The 19,874-nt window shown below is 66.5% G+C and carries 10 protein-coding genes; 3 read left to right on the forward strand and 7 right to left on the reverse strand.

The features are described 5' to 3' along the window. Window positions 1–493: 493 nt before the first annotated feature. Window positions 494–1,162 carry a response regulator transcription factor gene (locus EDF56_RS08105; RefSeq protein ID WP_243652471.1) on the forward strand — a complete coding sequence of 223 codons (669 nt, stop codon included), beginning with the start codon at window positions 494–496 and terminating at the stop codon, window positions 1,160–1,162. 604 nt (window positions 1,163–1,766) lie between these two features. Then, a complete protein-coding gene (locus EDF56_RS08110) occupies window positions 1,767–1,997 on the forward strand; it encodes a helix-turn-helix transcriptional regulator (protein WP_132386215.1) in 231 nt (76 codons plus the stop codon). Here the strand turns inward: EDF56_RS08110 and EDF56_RS08115 are convergent. The 7 genes from EDF56_RS08115 to EDF56_RS08145 form a co-directional block, all read right to left on the reverse strand. Beyond that, entirely contained in the window at window positions 1,991–2,758 is a 768-nt protein-coding gene (locus EDF56_RS08115) for a 4'-phosphopantetheinyl transferase superfamily protein (RefSeq protein WP_243652472.1), read from the reverse strand. The two genes, EDF56_RS08110 and EDF56_RS08115, sit on opposite strands and share 7 nt — an antisense overlap. Then, window positions 2,751–3,755, reverse strand: a complete 1,005-nt coding sequence (locus EDF56_RS08120) for a glycosyltransferase family 2 protein (RefSeq protein WP_132386216.1) — start codon at window positions 3,753–3,755, stop codon at window positions 2,751–2,753. The genes EDF56_RS08115 and EDF56_RS08120 overlap by 8 nt, the downstream gene beginning before the upstream one ends. Further along, window positions 3,752–10,219 (reverse strand): type I polyketide synthase, encoded by a 6,468-nt coding sequence (locus EDF56_RS08125; protein WP_132386217.1) that lies wholly within the window; start codon window positions 10,217–10,219, stop codon window positions 3,752–3,754. Before EDF56_RS08125 ends, EDF56_RS08120 begins: the two co-directional genes overlap by 4 nt. A gap of 3 nt (window positions 10,220–10,222) precedes the next feature. Continuing rightward, window positions 10,223–14,971, reverse strand: a complete 4,749-nt coding sequence (locus EDF56_RS08130; RefSeq protein WP_132386218.1) for a MupA/Atu3671 family FMN-dependent luciferase-like monooxygenase — start codon at window positions 14,969–14,971, stop codon at window positions 10,223–10,225. Window positions 14,972–15,116: 145 nt separating this feature from the next. After that, window positions 15,117–16,028, reverse strand: a complete 912-nt coding sequence (locus EDF56_RS08135; RefSeq protein WP_132386219.1) for a glycosyltransferase family 2 protein — start codon at window positions 16,026–16,028, stop codon at window positions 15,117–15,119. Then, window positions 16,025–17,212, reverse strand: a complete 1,188-nt coding sequence (locus tag EDF56_RS08140; RefSeq protein ID WP_132386220.1) for a glycosyltransferase family 2 protein — start codon at window positions 17,210–17,212, stop codon at window positions 16,025–16,027. The genes EDF56_RS08135 and EDF56_RS08140 overlap by 4 nt, the downstream gene beginning before the upstream one ends. Continuing rightward, complete coding sequence (locus EDF56_RS08145) at window positions 17,209–18,108, reverse strand: 2OG-Fe(II) oxygenase (RefSeq protein ID WP_132386221.1); 900 nt, start codon at window positions 18,106–18,108, stop codon at window positions 17,209–17,211. Before EDF56_RS08145 ends, EDF56_RS08140 begins: the two co-directional genes overlap by 4 nt. Window positions 18,109–18,342: 234 nt before the next feature. Here EDF56_RS08145 and EDF56_RS08150 point away from each other — a divergent pair, with 234 nt between their 5' ends. Beyond that, window positions 18,343–19,728, forward strand: a complete 1,386-nt coding sequence (locus EDF56_RS08150) for an oligosaccharide flippase family protein (protein ID WP_132386383.1) — start codon at window positions 18,343–18,345, stop codon at window positions 19,726–19,728. The last annotated feature ends 146 nt before the right edge of the window (window positions 19,729–19,874 follow it).

Here is a 19,874-nt window from a genome sequence, read left to right on the forward strand (position 1 = left end):
CGAAGCGCCCCGTGCCCTGTTCCGACGCGGGACTTGCTCCGATCTCTACCCAACAAAACCGGATATCAAGCGCCTTGCCAATTCCGCGCCGACGGACCTCTTTACTCGATCCCGAAAGGGGCCTTCCGAAAATCGCCCTCCGCTTATTACCGGGACCATGGAGGCAATACTCAGAGCGATCGCCTCTCGTGATAATCGGCACCGTGCATGGTACCGGATGCGGCGCCCGAAAAGCGGGAAATTCGATAATTCGCATGCACCTTGCGGCTACCCGTTGCTCCACGACCGCTCGTCACGATGGGCTACAAATGGACGCATTGCGATAAGATAAAAGCAAATATACAGTACGCATTCGGATATCCAGAATAAGCACTGCTGGGCGGAGCAGTATATACGGCCACCTCGTCTGAGGCGCTGCACAATTGGCGCATTGGAAAACAGAGGCTTTCCCAAAATGGCTACCGCAGTTTCCCTTGCTATCAAGAATGCACTCGTGCGCGAAGGTGTTCGCCGCATTCTGTCCGATTCATGGTTCGAGATTGTCGAGACGGTGGACCATCTTCGCGAATTGGATGCGGACTTGTCCGCTTCCGCGGAAATCCACATTCTGGTCATCGACCGGTCGCTGCTCGGCGTGGACGGTGCAGCCACCGTGGCGGCCACCCTCGCCAGCTTTCCCGATACGCGGATCGTCACGCTGGTGGACTCGTTCGACTTTTCGCAGATGGTCGCGATCTATGCAGCCGGGGCGCATGCCTACTTCCTGGACCACGTGCCCTATCAGGCGCTGGTGGCGATGATGCAGATGGTGGCCATCGGGCAAAAGGTGGCGCCGCCGGAGCTGGTGGACCTTCTGGGGAACATGCTGCTGGTCACCAGCCATTCGCCCCAGAACTCCAAGGTCGACAGCTACAACCTCAATGAGCGGGAGCGGATGGTCCTTGGCCATCTGGGGCAAGGGTTGCCCAACAAGGCCATCGCGCGCGACCTTGGGGTCAGCGAGTCGGCGATGAAGGCCTCGGTCAAATCGATCCTCAAGAAGCTGGGCGTTCGCAACCGGACGCAGGCCGCCGTCATGGCGCGCGAGCTGTCGCTGGGTAAGCCATCGCGTCAGCCGGGCGAATCGGTGACCGTGTGCATCGACGACGCGGCTCAGGCCTAGGCTAAGCAGAGCGTTCACCGGGGCGAATCCCGCGCCCACAAGCCATTCGCCATTCCAATCCCGTTATCGAACCCAAAACCCGTCATCCCCGCGAAGGCGGGGATTCCGCTTTTCTTGCGGCGGGGCGAAAAGACAGCGGGGCCCCGCCTACGCGGGGGCGACGGGGTGATGGACCTCCCGACTCAGGATCAAACGGAAACTGGGCCTCTCGCCCCCCAAGATCGGGCGCCCCCTCAGCCAAGGATTTGTCCAGGCGCACCGGGGACCATTTTTTACCCCCTCCCCCTCGCTCTTACGGGTTAGCCATTTGACTAACGCGCGCCGTCCATCGCTCCCTTCCGCATCTGTGTTCCACACACGTTCCGGACGCTTTTCCGTGCGGTTCGCTGTGTGCAATCGTCATCATAATACTCCCGGATCATTCCGAGAGTTCCGAAGCGGCGATTAAGTATGAACGGAATAGGCTCATGCGATATCGCAAACGCAAAAGGCCAAGCCAAACGGCTGCGGTTGAATCCAAAATATAGCGTGACTCATTTAGCGCCCTAGGTAACATTGCTTATGAGGTTGAAATGACCTCACCGATTAAATTTGGGGGAATTACATGCACAGATTTGGTAATGAAGATGCAGTGCAATTAACTGCGAGGGAACTGGACGTACTTCGTTTTGTGGCGATGGGACGTTCTGCTAAAGAAACCGCGATCGAATTGAAGATCGCACCTTGCACTGTCGAGCGGCACGTAGAAAACGTTCGCCTTAAAACAAGAACGCGCAATCGTGCTCATATGATTGCTCACGTGATCCGCGAAGGGCTTCTTCAGCCCTATCAGTAAGACCAATTATACAGTTCGTAAGCCGATGGACCCGGTGAAGCCACGCGGCGCAATCGGGCCCAGGCGACCATCAGGTCGTCCTTCAGGTCGTAATTTTCACATTCCACGAACTGTCCTTCAATTTCGACGCTCCTGACCCCCGGCCCGACCCCGCAGTCAAATGAAGACGGCGCGATCGAGAGCCCGGCACCGAGCGCTTTTATGCAAGCCTCTTTCCTGACCCATACGCTCAGGAAGGCGCGATCGCAGATGGGGCTGCCCGGCCCGCATTCCGGGCCCCGCAGTCCCGCCTGCTCATCCTGCGTGTAGTGAAGCACGCTCAGATCGTCCGCGTCCTCGATGGGACGGACCACTTCCAGATCGACACCGATCTCATATTCCTGCGACCATGCGATCAGCGCCGACTGGCCGCTGTAGCTGATGCTGCATTGCGCGCCCGGTACGCCCGACAGATAGGGTTTGCCCAAGTCGTTGGGATCATAGCGCTGGTCTGCCGCCGCCACTCCGAAATAGCACTCACCCAGCACGCGCAGCGCGCCATGCGCGGCGATGTAGCGTCGGCGCAGTGGCTCCCGCAGAAAGCGCCCTGCCCGCTCCCGCTCCGCATCCGAAAGGCTGGCGGCAAGACGCGGATCGACGATGTCCGGCACGGACAGCAGCCATAGCGGAAACGGTGCTGTAATCGGCTCCATCGCAAGGCCAAAGCCGCGCAGGGCCCTGTCCGCCTCGCGGTTCAGCGCCAGTAGTGCGTGGTTACGCACTTTCCAGGCTTTGGCTGCGACGCGGCGCCAATGCGGAGCGCCGCGCGAAATCGCTCAGCAGGCGGGGCGGATCCGGCGTGTCTTCCCTGCGCAACAGCTGCTTGGCAAGGAACAGGATATGCCCGCCCATCCATGCCATGTCGGCCAGCATGGCATAGGCGCGGCCGTGGTTCTTGACGAAGTAGCGCTGGCGAGAATCGAACCAATAGCCGGGCATGCGCGGCAGTTTTGCATCCTTGGCGTGGACGCCGATGCTCTGCCCCGCGATGTGCAGCACCACGGCCTGCGGCAGGTACCACGTTTGCCAGCCCTCAGCCCGGATCATACGGCAAAAGTCGGTTTCCTCGTAGAACAGGAAGAAGCCCTCATCGAAGCGGAGCCCTTCCTCCAGCACCTTGCGGCGGATCGCGAAGCTGGCGCCGCTGACCCAGTCGACGGGTTCCGGGCGCGGCCCCATCCGGCGGCCGATAGCGTGGCGCGACAGCAGCCTGGAGGCCGGTCCCCAGCGCAGTCCCCGCTCCAGCTCACCCAGAATGGTCGGAAAGCGGAAGGCATAGGGCCACAACGCGCCGTCGCCTTCGAGCAGCGCCGTGCCGACCACGCCCGCAGCGGGAACGGCGGCCATGAACTCCACCAACGCCCGCGCCGCGCCGGGCATGACGCGGGTATCGGGGTTGACCAGCCACACCGTCTGCGCGGGATCGCAGCCCGACAGGATCGCCTCGAAACCGATATTGTTGCCCGCGCCGAACCCGCCGTTCACCGGCGAGCGGATCACGGTCACCCAGTCCCACTTTTCACGCGCGACTGCCGCTTCGATCACAGCGGCCGAGCCATCGGGTGAGGCGTTGTCGACCACGAAGACCCGCAGCGCGATATCGGGGCCGCGTTCGGCCAGCAGGCTCTCCAGACAGGAGACGACGAGCGGTCCGGTGCGGTAGTTGACGATGATAACGTCGAGCGAAGGCACCGTCTTTGCGGCGTTGGAAGGCGTCATTCCGCGGCTACTCCCAGCAATTCGACGGGCCCTTCCAGCGCCTCGGAAGCGTAGGACGGGGCCAGGTCCATCAGCGCATTGTCGAGCGCTTCCTGAAACAGCGGAGCCAGCGTCTCGATATTCGGTTCCTGCAAGCTGCTGCCATGCCCGCCGGGCACGTCGACGATCATGATCTCCTCGCGCACGCGCTTGCCCCAGCCCAGCGCATAGTCGCGGTAGGTCAGGCGGTAAGGCATGTCGTCGGGCAAGTTGGTGACGTCGCTAGCCTTGAACAGCGCCACCATGCCGCCTTCGAAAATGCCGCGCGGCTGATGCTCCTTGTGCGCCACTTCATAGAGCTTGAGGAACGACATGGCCCGGGCCGGCGTGCTTTCGGCGGCCGTGGGCACGCCTCCGGCGCGCAGGGACTGGACGGTGCGGCGGTCGCGGATCCGGCTGACGCGCGAACCCACTTCCCACCGCACTGCGTTCCAGGCGCGGCGTCCCAGTTCGGGCAGGACATGTGCGGTGCCGACCTCGCCGATCAGCCCGCGCATGCGCGCCAGCCTGAACCGGGTGTTGAGGAACCGCCGCCTGCGCGCCTCGACATCGGCGGCGTCGATAATGCCCACGAAGGCGACTTGCTCACCAAGGTCCTGAAGCTGGCGGCCGATCTCGAAAGCGATCACGCCACCGGCGCAGAGCCCTGCCAGCAGATAGGGGCCGGTCGGCCGGGCCTGCCGGATCAGGCCGAGGTAATAGGCGGCCATCTCGTCGATCCGGGTATGGGCATAGCTGCCGTCCGCATTGCGCAGCGGTTCGAGCCCGAGGATCGGCCGCGCGGAGTCCAGCCGCAGGGCAAGGCCGCGATAGAGCAGCGTCTCGCCAAGCCCGTCGTGGATGAGGAACAGCGGCAGACCCGATCCGCCTTTGCGGATGGTGATGACGCCCGCCTCGACGGTTTCCGCCGCCGCGCCCGATCCGCCGCCCAGCGCGCGGCTGTCGGGATCGATGATCGCCGCAAGGTTCGCCACGGTGGGCTGACCCAGCATCGCCGCCAGCGGCAGCGTCTGCCCGGTCTTGCGGCGCAGGCGATTGGTGAACTGGACGGCGAGCAGCGAATGGCCGCCAAGGTCGAAGAAATTGTCGTTGCGGCCCACCGCGTCCATGCCGAGCAGATCGCACCACAAGTCGGCAATGACCTTCTCTGCCTCGGTCGCAGGCAAGTCGGCGGGATCGCCCTCGCTGGCGGCCGGAGCCCGGCGCGGCGGCTTGCGCAGGCGGGCGAGCACGCCTGGGAGCGGATAGGGCGAAATCACCGTGTGCGGCCGGGCTTTGCCCGCCAGCAGGCGCTCGACGATCCGAACGCCCTCTTCGGGCAGGATAGCCTCACCCTCCTGCGCGCCGGGGACCGGAGCGAGCGAGACGGGCGCAGCACCGGATTCGCTCCCGCGAGAGAGCAGGCCGGTGTCGATCACCCGCATCATCGTGAACTCGCTCGCTTCCGCCAGCACGAGGCCGTCGGGATCGGTGATGGTCACGTTGAAAACCGCCGTCTGTCCGGCATCCTCACCGCCCGGGCGAAGGCGCACATGACTGACGATCTCTGCCGGAAGCGGGGCATGGAGCAAGAAGCGGCGATAGGTGAACGGGGCGTAGAAATCGCGCTCGGCATCGCGGCCGGGGATCAGCGTCTGCGCCCCGGCAGTGGCGAAATCGAGCAGCGCGGGATGGAGCAACACTTCATCAAGGTCGCCGTGAAATTCTTCCGGCAATTCGAGCCGCAGCAGCGCCTCGCCCTTGCCCACCAGCGTCCGCGTGAGGTTGTTCCAACGCGGGCCGACCTGAAGCTTGGGCTGGTCCGCTCCGCCGCCGATACCCGCGCGGCAGCGCTCGGCAATGGCGTCGAGGTCGAGCGCCGGATTGAGCGGCGTCGTGCCATGGCAGCGCACCAGTCCGCGCGCGTGTTCGACCCAGTCCTTGCCGCCCGCGCCTTCGGGACGGCCGAGCACCGAGATGCGCCATCCGCCCTCGGCACGGCGGCGGGCGTGGATGCACAGTTCACGCGCGCCGTCGTCGGGCACCGCGAACGGCCGCAGGAACGAGAAGTCCGAGAATTCCAGCGGCCCCGGCTTCACGAGTGCAACCGCTGCCCGGGCCAGCTCAAGGAAGCCGGTCCCGGGCAACAGCGCACCGGCATTTACGACCCGATGCTCTGCGAGCAGCCAGTGCCGTTGGGGGGACAACGTGCCGGTGACGACGAATTCCTGACTGGAGATTGCATGGATCCGTTCGAGGAACGGATGCGCGACGGGCTTGCCTTCGCCAAGATCGGCCGGAAGCTCGCTCGCAGCCCCTTCGGGCCGGTTGAGCGCGGCGGCCATGCCCACTTCGGCCCACTGGCTCCAGCCCACCGAGCACACTCGGGTAACCGGATCGTGGCGGCGCGACTGGGCATAGGCATCGAGGAAGGCGTTTGCGGCGGCATAGTCGATCTGCCCCGGAATGCCCGCAAAGGCGCTGATCGACGAGAACAGGACAAGGAATTCGGGCGCGTGGCCGTCCAGTGCCTCTTCCAAGGCCAGCGTGCCGTCGATCTTGGGCCGCAGCACGGCTTCAACCGCGCTGCGTGTGCGGGTTTCGATCAGACCGTCATCGAGTGTACCGGCTGCGTGGAACACGCCGGTGATCGGCCCGAACCGGGAAACCGCCCGCCGCAGGCCCCGGCGCAGCGCGCGGGCATCGGCAACGTCGGCAACGACCGATTCCACTTGCGCGCCCGCCGCTTCGAGAGCCAGCAGCTTGCGCACTCTTTCCTCGGTCGCCAGCGGCAGATCGCCCCGGGCGAGAAGTTCGGCCCAGCGCGCGCGCGGCGGCAGCGCGGTGCGACCGACGAGCACGATCCGCGCACCGAACCGGCTCGCCAGATGACGAGCGATGGTGAGGCCGATACCGCCGAGGCCACCGGTAACGACGTAAGTGCCACCCTGCCGGAGCAGGCTGTGGCCCTCGGCCGTAGGCGCGCTGGCGGCCATGCGGTGATCGAGCAGCCAGCCCTCACCCGCGCGCACCGACAATTCGCGGGCATCGGTCTCGCCCAATCCGGCGATTACCCAGTCGGTCAGCCCGGCGATCGCTTGCGGGTGAGCGACGGGAGAATAGTCGATGTCGATGGCGCGCGTGCGCAGGCCCGGATATTCGGCCGCGACCGTGCGCGCGGCGCCGATCATCGTTGCCTTGATCGGCATGACGGCGCTGTCGCCGCCCACGCATTGCGCCTGACTGGTGACGACCGCGAGTGCCACGTCGATACCGTCGCAGGCGTCGGCCAGTTCGGGCGCCAGGGCGACAAGGCTGTGCAGCCCGCGCGCGAGCAGCGCATCGCGCTCCCTGCCCGAACGGCCGCTGCCCGGGGCGGTGACCTGCCAGCAGTGATAGACCTGCCGGGGCAGCAGTTCCGCATCGGCCAGGCGGCCGAGCAGCCAGCCCCAGTCGTTCCGTTCTCCGGGGCGGACGATGTACGAACCTTCCGCCGTCTCCAGGCAGCGCTTTCCGGCGCGGACGGTCACGACCGGAACCTCGCGTGCGCGCAGCCGGGCGGCGAGGCGCTCACCGAAACCGGACTCGTCGCAGAGCACCAGCGCAGGGCCTTCAAGCGGTTCGCTGTCGGGAAGGTCGCAGTGGGTCCAGACCGGTTCGTTGGTCCAGTCGGCCAGATCGAGCCGCACATCCTCGGCATGGCCGTGCCCGCCAAGCGCAAGGCTGGCGCCGGGTTCGATCCAGTGGCGCTGGCGGTCGAAGCGGTAGGTCGGCAGCGGCACGCGCAAGCGGCGTTCGCCGCCCCACCAGGCCTGCCAGTCGATATCGACGCCCGCTGCCCACAGTTCGCCCAGCGCCTGCATCAGACAGGCATCGTCGGCCAATGGCTGGTCGGGGTGGCGCATCGAACTGATGACCGGCTGCGTGGCGGGCCGGGCGGGATGATGGCGCGCAAGGCTGCCCATGGTGCGACCGGGGCCGACTTCCAGCAGCACGCGCTCGGGATCGTCGAGCAGGCGCTGGAGGCCATCGGTGAAGCGCACGGGCTCGCGCAAGTGGCGGACCCAGTACTCGGGATCGGTCGCGTCCTGCGGGCGCACCCAGTCTCCGGTAAGGTTCGAGGCGAAGGGGATCGTCGGCGCCCGCAAGTTCATCGTCCGCAGCAGCGCGCGGAACTCGGGCAAGATCGGGTCGAGCATCGGTGAATGCGCGGCCACGGTGATCGGGATCGGCTGCGATTCGATCTCGCGCGTCTCCAGCGTCTGGTGGAAGCGGGCGATGGCGTCCGCCGCGCCGGAGAGGACGCAGAGGCGCGGCGTGTTGATCGTCGCGATGGAAAGGTCGGCGGGCAACATCGCCGCAAGTTCGGCCTCGGACAGCGGCACGCCGAGCATGGCGCCCTCGCCCGTGGTTTCGAACAGGCGGCCGCGCGCGTGGACGATGCGCAGGCCGGTTTCGAGGTCCACGACGCCGGAAATATGCGCCGCCGCATATTCGCCGCAGCTGTGCCCGATCATCGCAGCAGGCTCTATGCCGAACGACATCCACAGCCGCGCCAGCGCGGTCTGCACGATGAAGAGCGCGGGCAAGGCATTGGAGGGGCGCTCCATTTCCTCGGCGGCGCGGGCGCGGTCGGCCTCCACCGGGAAAAGCCAGCGGCGCAGTTCGGGCACGCCGATCCGGTTCGCCAATGCAATACCGCGATCGATTTCGACACGGAAAGTGGGCTCGGTCTCGTAGAGGTCGCGCGCCATGTCGACATGCTGGGGACCGCCGCCGCAGAACAGGAAGGCGACCGGGCGGCCCGGAATGCAGGGCGGCCGTGCGGAGGGATCCGCAGCCGCAGCCTCAAGCGCGACGACCGCTTCGTCCGCCGTTCCTGCCACGGCAAAGCGGCGGATCGGCAAGTGGCGGCGGCCCGTTACCAAAGTGAAGGCCGCATCGGCCAGCGAGCCTTCGCGGTTCGCGGCAAAATGGGCGGCCAGTGCCTTCAGGTTGGCGCTCGCCGCCTCCGCCGTCTGTCCCGAACCGAGCAGGAGCTGACGGCGGCGGCTGGTGCTGCCCGGAGCGCGCAGCGGCGCTTCCTCCATGATGACGTGGGCGTTGGTGCCGCCCACGCCGAGCGAACTGACCCCGGCGCGTCGGGGGCGATGAGCACGCCGGGGCCAGGGCGCGCTTGATGCCGGTATGTAAAAGGGGCCGGCATCGAGCGCGCAATCTGGATTGGAGGTCGTGAAGTTGGGAACGGGAGGGATCTCGCCATGACGCATGGCGAGCGCGACTTTGATGACGCCGGCCGCACCGGCGGCGGTGTCGGTATGTCCGATATTGGCTTTGACCGAGCCGAGCGCGCAGGGCTTCTCGGCGCCGGAGAAACCGCCGTAGACTTGCGTCAGCGCGGCCACTTCGATGGGATCGCCGATGGGCGTGCCGGTGCCGTGCGCCTCGACATAATCGATCTCGGCCGGATCGACGTCGGACACCGCCAAAGCTTCGGCAATGACGGCGGCCTGCCCGTCCACGCTGGGGGCGAGATAGCCGACCTTACCGGCACCGTCGTTGTTGATCGCGGAGCCGCGCAGCACGGCATGGATGTGGTCGCCGCTTTCGATGGCGTCCTCAAGCCGGCGCAGCGCCAGCACGGCTACGCCGCTGCCGAAGACAGTGCCCTTGGAGGCCGCGTCGAACGGACGGCAGAGCCCGTCCGGCGAGAGGATCTCGCCCTCTTCGTAGAGATAGCCCTGCCGGTGCGGCAGTTCGATGGAGGTGCCGCCCGCCAGCGCCATGTCGCACTCGCCCGAAAGCAGGCTCTGCATCGCCATGTGGATAGACACCAGCGAGGTCGAGCATGCGGTCTGGACATTGATGCTCGGCCCCTTGAGGTCGAACAGGTAGGACACCCGCGTGGTCAGGAAGTCCTTGTCGTTGCTGGTGTGGCGCAGCAGGAACAGGCCCACGTCGTTCACCAGCTTGCCGTTGGTGAGCAGGTTGTAGGGCATGTAGGCATTGTGGCCCGAGCCCGCGAAGACGCCGATCACGCCGCCGCCACCACCACTCCCGCCCGCTTCCGCGAAGCCCTTGGGCGTGTGCCCGGCATCTTCCAGCGCTTCCCACGCGCATTCCAGGAAATGGCGGTGCTGCGGGTCCATGATCGCCGCGTCGCGCTGGCTGAGCCCGAACAGCGCCGCGTCGAAGCATTCCATATCGGCCAGCGGCGCGCCCCGGCGCACGTAGTTTGGGTTGCGGAGCAAGGCGGCGGGCACCCCGGCGGCGAGCAGTTCCGCCTCTCCGAAAGTCTCGATCCCCTCCCGCCCTTCGCGCAGCAGCGACCAGAACTCTTCAGGACCGCGTGCCCCGGCAAAGCGGCAAGACATGCCGACGATGGCGATCGAGGGCGCGGTGGTCTCCATGCCGCCTTCCTCGAATGAATCGAACGACTGGTGCATGATTCAGACCCCCGAACCAATTGGCGAACCGACGCGCGTCCCCGCACGCGCCGCGCCGCGCCGCATGAAGGCATTCCGGCGGGCCAGTGCGCGCTCGTTGACTTCGCGCATGGCCGGTGCGTCGCTCTCGTCCGCCGTGAGATGGGCGCCGAGCGCGGCGATGGTCGGGAAGCGGAACACGTCGGTCAGCGCGAGCGGACGCGGCGCGATCGCGGCAAGGCGGCGATGTGCCTGGATGGCGAGCAGCGAATGGCCGCCGATATCGAAGAAGTTCTCGCCCCGCCCGACATGCGGGATCTTGAGCAAATCGCACCAGATCGCCTTGATCTGCGCCTCGATCTCGTTGGCCGGCGCGGTTTCTGCCGTTTCCGCGTGTTCGGTGGCAGCGGCGGTAGTCACCGTTCCCGGATCGGGCAGCGCCTTGCGGTCGATCTTGCCGTTGGGCGTGCGCGGCAGGGCATCGAGCACGACCAGAGTACCGGGCACCATGAACTCGGGCAGCCCAATACGCAGGTGCTCGCGCAAGGCGTCGACCTGAACCGGAACACCGCGCGGCGAGACGTAGCCGACAAGGCGTGTCGTCGCACCTTCGCGCAGGGCCACTACCACGGCCTCTGCGACGTTCGGATGCGCGGTCAGCGCGGATTCGATTTCGCCAAGTTCGATGCGGTAACCACGGATCTTAACCTGATGATCGAGGCGGCCGAGGAATTCGAGCGTGCCGTCCGCGCGCTGGCGGGCAAGGTCGCCTGTACGGTAGGCCCGCTCACCCGCGAGGAAGGGGTGCGCAACGAAGCGCTCGGCGGTCAGGTCCGGGCGGGCATGATAGCCGCGCACCACACCCGCGCCGCCGATGACCAGCTCGCCGGGGCTTCCCGGGCGCACGGGTTCCAGCCTGCGGTCGAGGATATAGACCTGCTGGTTGGCGAGCGGACGGCCAAGCGGCGGCGCCACTTCGCCGGGTTCGAGCACGTGAACGGCGGACCATACGGTGGTCTCGGTGGGGCCGTACATGTTCATGACTTTGCCGTGGACGAGCCCGGCCATGTCCTGTGCCAGTTGCGGCGGGAATGCCTCGCCGCCCACCATCAGGCGGCGGAGCGCGGCAAGGCGGGGCCGTGCCTCCGGATCGCCTGCGAGCACCTGAAGCAGCGAGGGCGTGCATTGCAGATGCGTGACCCCGTGCCGTGCCATCAATTCGTGGAGCGGGCTGTCGGCCTCGAATGCCGGAGCGGGCGCCGGGTTCTGGACGCGGTCGCGCAGGCGGTCGAGCGTCGGCAGGTGGCGGATCACCGTTTCCGTATCGACGCCGAAGTCGATCAGGCAGCCCACTTCGTCGACACCGATCTCGGAAAGCCGCGCGATCAGGTCGAGGTTGTCCTCGGGCGTGCCGAACAGGCCACTGGTCTCGAAATAGCGCTCGAACGCGTGTTCCAGCAGTGCGTCGGTTTCCTCGGCAGTGAGGCCTTCGAGGCTGACTTGCTCCACCTCGCCATTGGGGCGGCGGAAGGCGGGGAACGACCATGCGTACTGATGGAGCAGGTTCGTCGCGGTGCGCAGATAATCCAGCAGCGGCTCGCGCACGATGGCGCGGACCGAGGCCTCGTCCTCCCCAAGGAAGGTGTGGAGCATCAGCGTCGTGCGGCCCTCGCCCGGATGACCGGCCTCGCGCCATGCTTCGCGGTAGGCGGCGAGCTTGACGGCCACGTCCTCGATCGACTGGCCGAGCAAGTGCGTCAGCACATTGGCGCCGACCCGGCCTGCCTGGATGAACGTGTCCACATTGCCCGCCGAGGTGATCCAGCACGGCAGTTCGGGCTGGAGCGGACGCGGATAGGTGCGGATCTCCACATCGTGACCCAGCGGACCCGGATAGGACCGCGCCTCGCCGCGCCAGAGCCCGCGTACGTCGTCCATGCAGCGGCGCAGCGTGCCGGCCTTGTCGGCGAAAGCGGCGGGGTTGAACACGAAGTCGTCGGGCTGCCATCCGGAAGCGAAGGCAATGCCCACGCGCCCGCCAGAGATATTATCGACCAGCGCCCACTCCTCGGCGATGCGCAGCGGGTGGTGCAAGGTGCCCACCACGCTGCCCGCGCGGATCTGTACGCGCGTGGTGCTCGCGGCGATGGCGGCAGCGGCGACCGAGGGGTTGGGATAGGGCCCGCCGAAAGCGTGAAAGTGGCGCTCGGGCGTCCAGACGGCCTCGAACCCATGGGTATCGGCGAACCGCGCGCCTTCCAGCAGCAGGCGATATTGCTCGGCGGCATCGCCTGCCCGCGAACTGGCGAAGTAGAACAGGCTGAAGCCTACGGGCCGCGTCGGCACGGCGGCCTGAACGCTGCCATGGCCACCGCTGCGCACATCGCCGCGCACTTCGCGCTCATTGGCGATGATGACGTGGTAGCCGTGCATCAGCGGCCAGAGCAGTTCCAGCACCGAGATGTCGAAGCTGAGGCTGGTGACGGCCAGCCAGGTGCCCTCGGGCTCCAGCTTGGCGTCCATGCCCGCGAAGAAATTGAGCAAGTTGCGGTGTTCGACCATGACGCCCTTGGGCAGCCCGGTCGAACCCGAAGTGTAGATCATATAGGCGAGATTGCCGCCGGTTTCGCCGCCCTCGATCGGGTCGGACGAAAGCGTGGCCAGCGCCGGGCGCAGGTCTTCGACAAGCAGTACTTGCGCATGGCCGGGCGACAGGTCTCCCGCCAGCGCGGCCTCGCTGAGGATCAGGCGCATGCCCGAATCCGCCACCATGTGGGCCAGCCGGTCGCGCGGATACGAAGGGTCAAGCGGGACATAGGCGCCGCCTGCCTTGTGCACCGCGATCAGGCAGGCGAGCATCTCGACCGAGCGCGACAGGTGCAGGCCGACCAAGACCTCGGGCCCGACGCCGCGTGCGGCAAGGCTATGGGCGATCCGGTTGGAAAGCGCGTCAAGTTCACCATAAGTGAGCGAGGTTCCGCAGGAGGTCACGGCAAGGCGATCTGGCGTGAGGGCCGCTTGCTCTACAAAGCGCTGATGCCATGTCTCGCCCGGCGGCAGCGCGGTTTCGGTCGCGTTCCAGTCCTGCAACACGCGGCTGCGTTCGGCAGCAGTCAGCAGCGGCAACTTGCCGACAGACAGTTCGGGCGCGGCTTCGGCGGCGGCCTGCATGGCCTCGAACGCGTTCCAGAGGTCGTCCGCCTCGTCGGGCAGGAAGCGGGTGGCGTCGAACGTCCAGCGCCACGTTCCTTCCGGCGCGCAGATGGCCAGGCTGAGCACGGAGCCTTCGCGCGGGCGCGCGTCCTCCAACCGGTCGACCAGTTGCACGCTGACGGGATGCGCGAAGCCGCTGCCACTGCGCAGTTCCGGACTGCGCGCGACGAGATCGCGGGATATTGCGACGTGCCGATGCAAGTCCGCGATTTCGCGCTGGAGCCTTTCGGTCAGAGCAGCGACCGGCGCGGTGAAATCGACCGCGACCTTGAGCGGGGCTTCATTGGCGAACCACGCCGCCACGTCTTCGAGCCGCGACCGGCCGACCTCGTCGCCGTACCCGATCTCGACACTGTCGCGGTCGGCCATGCGGGCGAGGCATGCCACCATCAGGGCCATCGTCGCCATGCCGCCGCAGCCCGGTGCGAGCGGTCGGTCGATCACGGTCCAGACGGGGCCGCCTTCCTCCGAAGGGGGGCGGAAGCTCGGCAATTGCAGGCTTTCGCGCAGCTGGAGACGCCGGCGCCACCATGCCTCGAACCGGCCTGCCGCCGCATCGAGCATTTCCAGACTGGCGCACCGCTCCGCCGAAAGCGCGGAAAAGACCGTCGCATTTCCGATATCGAGGCTCTCCAGCGGCTCGCCGTCGAGCGTGGCCATGCGTTCGATCCGGATGTCCCGGTCAGCCGTGGCGACAACCGGCGATGCGCCCCAATGCAGGACGGTGCCGGGCTCCGCGCCCGACCAGTCGTCGAGCACGGTGATCTGGCGGACAAGGAACAAGTGCTCGCCCAGCAGCGCCTTCGGAGTGCCCATCGGATTGGCATAGGCACCGTAATCGAGCGCGCCGACCAGCCTTGCGATCTCGGCAGCCGGGCAGCTCCAATCGATGGTGGCGGCAGCGGCGGGACGGTCCGCGCGGCCGAACATGCGCAGCGGCGCTTGCGTTTGCGGCACGGCCGAAGCGACGGCGCGGTCAAGGTCCGCCACCATCGTCTCGAAGCAGCGCAGGCCCGCTTCGAAGCAGCGGGTGTTGAGCGAAAGCGCGGTCTCGCCCGGGGCGATCTCGAACGTTTCGGCGGCCAGAACGGCGCCGCGATCGATCTCGCGGGTCATCAGGTGCCAGGTGACGCCGTGTTCGCCTGCATCGTCGAGCAGGGCCCAGACCGGCGTGTTGAGCCCAGCGCGGGCAGGCAGCGGGCCGTCGTGGAAATTGACCGCTCCGCGTGACGCCAGCCCCAGGACGTCTTCCGACAGCACCGAGAGGTTGGAAATGCTGAACAGCCAGTCGATCGGTCCGATCCCGGCGCTGAGCAGGTCCTGCTGGCGGCCGAACAGCGGCAGTCCGCCGCGCCGCGCCCAGTCTGCCGCCGGCGACAGCGGCGTCGCGACAACGGCTACGATCTGGTGGCCGCGCTCCCGCAACAGCTCGCCGCACTGGGCCAGAAGCGTCTCGTTACCGACAAGAATTGTGCGGGCAGCGCCCCCCCGTTTCCCGTCAAAGTCCAGACCTGCAAGTTCGACAAACGGATCGGTATTCGGATCAGTCGTCCCACCCATGGACTTATCTCCTTACCCGACGAAGCCTATCGGACTGGCCCGCGGACCACCATTTCATCAACACGGTCCAGAAATTCATGGTGCCAGAAATTCAGGATGGCCCGGATATTCGGAATTGAGCGCGCGCGAAATTCGGCGGCAGTACTTATTTGTATTCGATGAGCGGGCCCGTTTCGGCAAAGCGCGGCTTGCGACGGCGGCGCCAATAGTCCAGCTGTCCTTGAAAATGCGGCAGCTTGCCCAGTGTAGTGAAGCTGGCCAGCAGGGGGCCGCCCCGCAGGCAGACGCGCGTCCATAGCACCGGCCAGAACAGCCACATCGGCGGCATGGCCCAGATCACATTGCGCATCACCCGCCGCCGCAAGGCCGGATCGAACGTACCGCGCAGCGCCAATCCCTCCGCCAGCGCGTAGCCGGTGCGGCGGTTGTGCTGCCACCACTGCGAAAAGCGCGTCATCGCCGCATCGTGGATCGTCGCGTCCATATCGAGCTGCCGGATCGTCCAGCCGCAGCGGCGGATGCGGCAGCACAAGTCCGGCTCCTCGCCCGCGATCAGATCCTCGCGAAAGCCGCCGACCGAGCGGAACGGCGCGACACGGAACAGCATGTCACCACCGCAGGCGCGGGCCGCGTTTCCGGAACTGTCCCATTCAAAGTCGCGGAGGCGGTTGTAGGGACTGGCGTGGGGATCACGCTCCCGGCGGCGACCGCAGGCGGCGGCAAGTTCTCCATCCGCGCGCAAGGCACTTAGCGCGTGGTCGAGCCAGCCCGGCACGAGTTCGCAATCGCCGTCGATGAAGTGGACGAAGGCCAGCCCCGGATCGTCGCGCACCAGCCAGGCAAGACCGGCATTGCGCGCGCGGGCCGGGGTGAAAGGGAAGCGCGGGTCGAGCTCCACTACCGGCAGCCCGCGTCGTTCTGCCAGCGCGACGCTGCCGTCGCTCGATCCCGAATCGACATAGACGGCACGCGGCGTCTGGCGCAGCACGCTGTCGATTGCGAGGGACAGGCGCGGGCCCTCGTTACGGCCGATGATGACGAAGGCGACTTCGTTCATGGCCCCCGTTCCGTGCGGATCCAGCTGCGCTCACGCCGGGTGACGAACTGGGCCAGCAGCGGCAGCTTCCACAGGATGTATCCGGGGATCTGGCCGATGCTCGCCACCGGCAGCACGCTGCGGCCATGCCGCCACCATGCAGCGCCAAGCGCCAGCGCCAGCGCGAGGCCAGCCCCCAACAGGAACAGCGTCTGCGGCCCGATCCCCACCATCAGCAGGAGCAGCACCAGAACCGCCATGAGCACGGTGATCAACAGCACGGTGGGTGGCACCAGCAGATCGAAAGCGACAACGATCAGGCTCGCGCCGCCGCGAAGCAGCCGGGCGCATCCGGCGGCAAGCAGCCGGGGCACGAGTTGGCGTGCGCTCTCCAGCATGCCGTGTTCCCATCGGCGGCGCTGGCTGGCGGTGCCGCGCGCGGAACTCGCGCCGCTGTCGAACCGGGCGGCGGGCTCGAACACCACGGACTGTCCGGCCAGCAGCAGTTCGACCCCCATGTCGAGATCCTCGACCAGCGACGCAGCGGCCCAGCCGATCCGCGCGAAGACCGGGCGCGGAAAGGCCATGCCCGATCCTTGCAGCAGGGCCGCGCCCGCCAGACTGTCGAGCGCGAGTTGGCGGACGAGGTTCTTCACGAGGAATGCGAAGCACGAGACGCGCACCACTGCATCGGCAGTTGGCGGCGGGATCATCAGATAGGCGCCCTGCACGACCGCGCCGCACCGAGCGGCAGCCGCCACCAGCGCCGGGATCGCGCCGGGATGGGGTAGACAGTCTGCGTCGTTGATGACGACGATGCCCGCTTCGCCGGTGGTCCGTTGGGTCTCGATGAAGACGCGGCCGTGCTCCAGCGCATAGCCTTTGCCGCGCAGTGCGGGGTCGGTGCGCTCGATCACCGTCGCGCCGAGCGCGCGGGCGATGGCGGCCGTATCGTCGGTGCAGTTGTCGGCAATGACCACGAGTTCGTCGCAGGCGCGCAGCTGCGCGAGAACGGCGGAAACGACTTGCGCGATCCCCTGCGCCTCATCATGCGCGGGCATCAGCACGATGCAGGCAAGCGCGTTCTCATTGCCGGTCCCGGGCAGCCGCGCGGAGCGGCAGGCGCCCACCGCGCATTCCAACGCAAGCATCAGCACGGGCAGCGCAGTGCCAAGCGCAATCACCCATGCCAGAACGAATATCATCGCGCCGGGCTGGCAGCAGCGGGGCCAACCGGCGCTTCGGCCTCGTTCGGCACCGGCATCGGCACTGGCTCAAGCGGCTGCCGGTGGCGGCGTTGCAGGATCGGCGGCATCCAGTCGGACTTCAGGTTTTGCAGGCGCATCCGCCAGTCGGTCTTGTCGCCGGTGCCGGGCCGCACGCGAAAGTCGGTGGAGCGTTCGATCCCGCGCGGGTCTTCGCCCATCGCCGTATAGTAATAAGTCGCGATCGAGCGGCGCGAGCGGCCTTCCGGGCAGGTCAGCGGCTCGGGATGGCCGTGGAACGTGTCGCGGTCAGTGCTGAAGATCACCGCCCGTCCGAATTCAGGCAGTACCGAGTGGCGGGCCTGCTGCATGCCGCGATCCCACAGCTCCAGCGCGCCGCCATATTCGGGCGCCCAGTCCTCGTTGAGGTAGATCAGCAGGTTGAGCCGGCGCTCGACTTTCATGCCCGCGTGGAACGGGAAGTCGGCATGGACGCCAAGGTGCCCGCCCCGGCGCGTCTCGTGGAGCCCGGCACCGGCATGATAGGGATCGGGGATCAGCCCGCGAATGCCGGTCATCTGCGTCAGAAAGGTCAGGAACGCGCGCGAGTTGAGTTCGGCGAAGAGGATCCGCGATGCCGGGCCTTCGCACTGGTCCGGGCGGAACTGGAACTTCAGCCGTTCCTGCGAGCGGTCGAAGTAGTCATGCCCGGTACTGTCAGGGAACTCGGCGGCCACCCGGCGCAGCAGGTCGGGATCGAGGAAGTCATCCACCACCACATGGGGGAACGGGTCGTTGAAGCGGTATTCCGCCGCCTTGTCGGCACCGGCAGCCTTGCAGGCTTCATGATCGAAGCATTGATAACCGCCCAGATCCGTCATTTCCAGATACGCCATCGCAGCCTGCCCTCTTGCTGGCACCACGCGCGAAAACGCGTTCGCGGGCCCACGTTCCGGCCCGCAGGATAGATCGCGCGGGGGGCGCGGCGGCAGACCTGAAACTCCCCTCGCAGTTCTCATGATCGACACTGCCCGCGCCCGAACGGTAGATTTCCCGCGATACCCTGAGGGAGGATTGTGCGTGCAGATGGGGACGGCTTTGCCACCAGAGTCCATTCGGGTCGCGATCTGATGTTCTTTCCGAATGCCGCGCCGGCAGCGGAACCCGGGTCGGCGCCAAGCCGCAACCTGATCGACCGGATCAAGGGACTGGCGCTTCGCGACACCAATGTCGTGGTCGTCACCGTCATCCTCAACAACCTGCTCAGAGCCGTCAGCGGCATGATCCTGACGCGCCTGCTGGTGCCGGAAGTCTTCGGCATCTCCGGCATCGTCGCCTCGATCCAGTTCGCCGCGACGATGTCTACCGACTTCGGCTTCCAGCCCTTCGTGGTGCGCCACAAGAATGGCGACGATCCGCGCTTCCTGGACACGGTGTGGACCGCATCACTGATACGGGCGCTGTTTCTGGCGCTGGTGCTGGTCGTCTGCGCACGTCCGATCGCCATGCTTCTGGAAAAGCCGGAGCTTGCGCTGATCATCGCGGTATCAAGCCTGACGTTCGTGCTGGACGGTTTTTCGTCGAGCAGCATGCTCACCGCCTTGCGCCAGCGACTGGTGCTTCGCCTTTCGGCCATCGATATCGTCGTGCTTGTCGTGCAGATCGCGGTGAGCGCGGTCCTGGCCTATTTCTGGCGCAGCTACTGGGCGATCCTGGCGGGCATGCTGACGAACGGGACGCTCAAGCTGGTGCTCAGCTACGTCATGTTCGACGATTCATTCCGCAAGTTCCGGCTGGACCGGGACGTCGTGCAGGAACTGTGGTCCTTTGCGCGCTATATCACCGGCTCCAGCCTGATCTTCCTCGTGATCTCGCAGTGCGACAAGTTCGTGCTCGCCAAGGTCATGTCGCTCAACCATTTCGGCCTTTACGTGCTGGCGGGCAACCTCGCCTCGGCGCCGCTGGCGTTTGCGATGACATATGCGAGCCGTGTGCTCTATCCCACCTATGCCCAGCTCTGGCGCGACGGGCACGGGGATCTCAAGGCCAAGTTCTACGAACGGCGCAAGATACCCTCCCTGCTCTACACGTTCGCGACGGGCGGGATCATCGGTGCGGCGCCAATAATCGTCAAACTGTTCTACAGCGCCCGTTATGCCGAAGCGGCGATCTACCTTCAGGTGCTTTCGATCTCGTCGTTGCTGGCGCTTTCGTCCAATGCTGGAAACGAGGCACTGCTGGCCGCCGGACACGTGCGCGCCTCGCTGGAGGCCAGTATTTCCAAGCTGGTCTGGCTGGCTTTCGCCGGCGTCGCGGGCTTCGTCTTTTACGGCGAGTTCGGCCTGATCGTGGCGGTGGGCGTGATGGAACTGCCCGCCCTGCTGGTCAAATGGGTGCGGATGCAGAAATTCGACCTGCTCGACCTGCGGCAGGAGCTGTTCTATCTGGCAGCCGGTCCGGTGGGTGTGGCTTGCGGTCTTGGTGCCGATCTGGTGATCGGGCCCTTGCTGCACTGAACAACGGGCGGTCCCAAGGCCAGCCCTCTCTCCGTCTTTCTGACCAAATAAGCCCGTCGCCCCCGCGAAGGCGGGGGCCCCGCTTTTTGGTTTCACGCAGAGACGCGGAGAGGCAGAGAGACTGCTCCCTCTGCGTCTCCGCGTGT

The organism is Novosphingobium sp. PhB165 (genome assembly GCF_004341845.1).
Taxonomy (GTDB): domain Bacteria; phylum Pseudomonadota; class Alphaproteobacteria; order Sphingomonadales; family Sphingomonadaceae; genus Novosphingobium.

Bases quoted from the DNA above. Each gene is read 5' to 3' on its own strand.
- EDF56_RS08110 (WP_132386215.1), top strand. From the start codon at position 1,767: ATGCACAGATTTGGTAATGAAGATGCAGTGCAATTAACTGCGAGGGAA.
- EDF56_RS08120 (WP_132386216.1), bottom strand. From the start codon at position 3,755: ATGACGCCTTCCAACGCCGCAAAGACGGTGCCTTCGCTCGACGTTATC.
- EDF56_RS08125 (WP_132386217.1), bottom strand. From the start codon at position 10,219: ATGCACCAGTCGTTCGATTCATTCGAGGAAGGCGGCATGGAGACCACC.
- EDF56_RS08130 (WP_132386218.1), bottom strand. From the start codon at position 14,971: ATGGGTGGGACGACTGATCCGAATACCGATCCGTTTGTCGAACTTGCA.
- EDF56_RS08135 (WP_132386219.1), bottom strand. From the start codon at position 16,028: ATGAACGAAGTCGCCTTCGTCATCATCGGCCGTAACGAGGGCCCGCGC.
- EDF56_RS08140 (WP_132386220.1), bottom strand. From the start codon at position 17,212: ATGATATTCGTTCTGGCATGGGTGATTGCGCTTGGCACTGCGCTGCCC.
- EDF56_RS08145 (WP_132386221.1), bottom strand. From the start codon at position 18,108: ATGGCGTATCTGGAAATGACGGATCTGGGCGGTTATCAATGCTTCGAT.
- EDF56_RS08150 (WP_132386383.1), top strand. From the start codon at position 18,343: ATGTTCTTTCCGAATGCCGCGCCGGCAGCGGAACCCGGGTCGGCGCCA.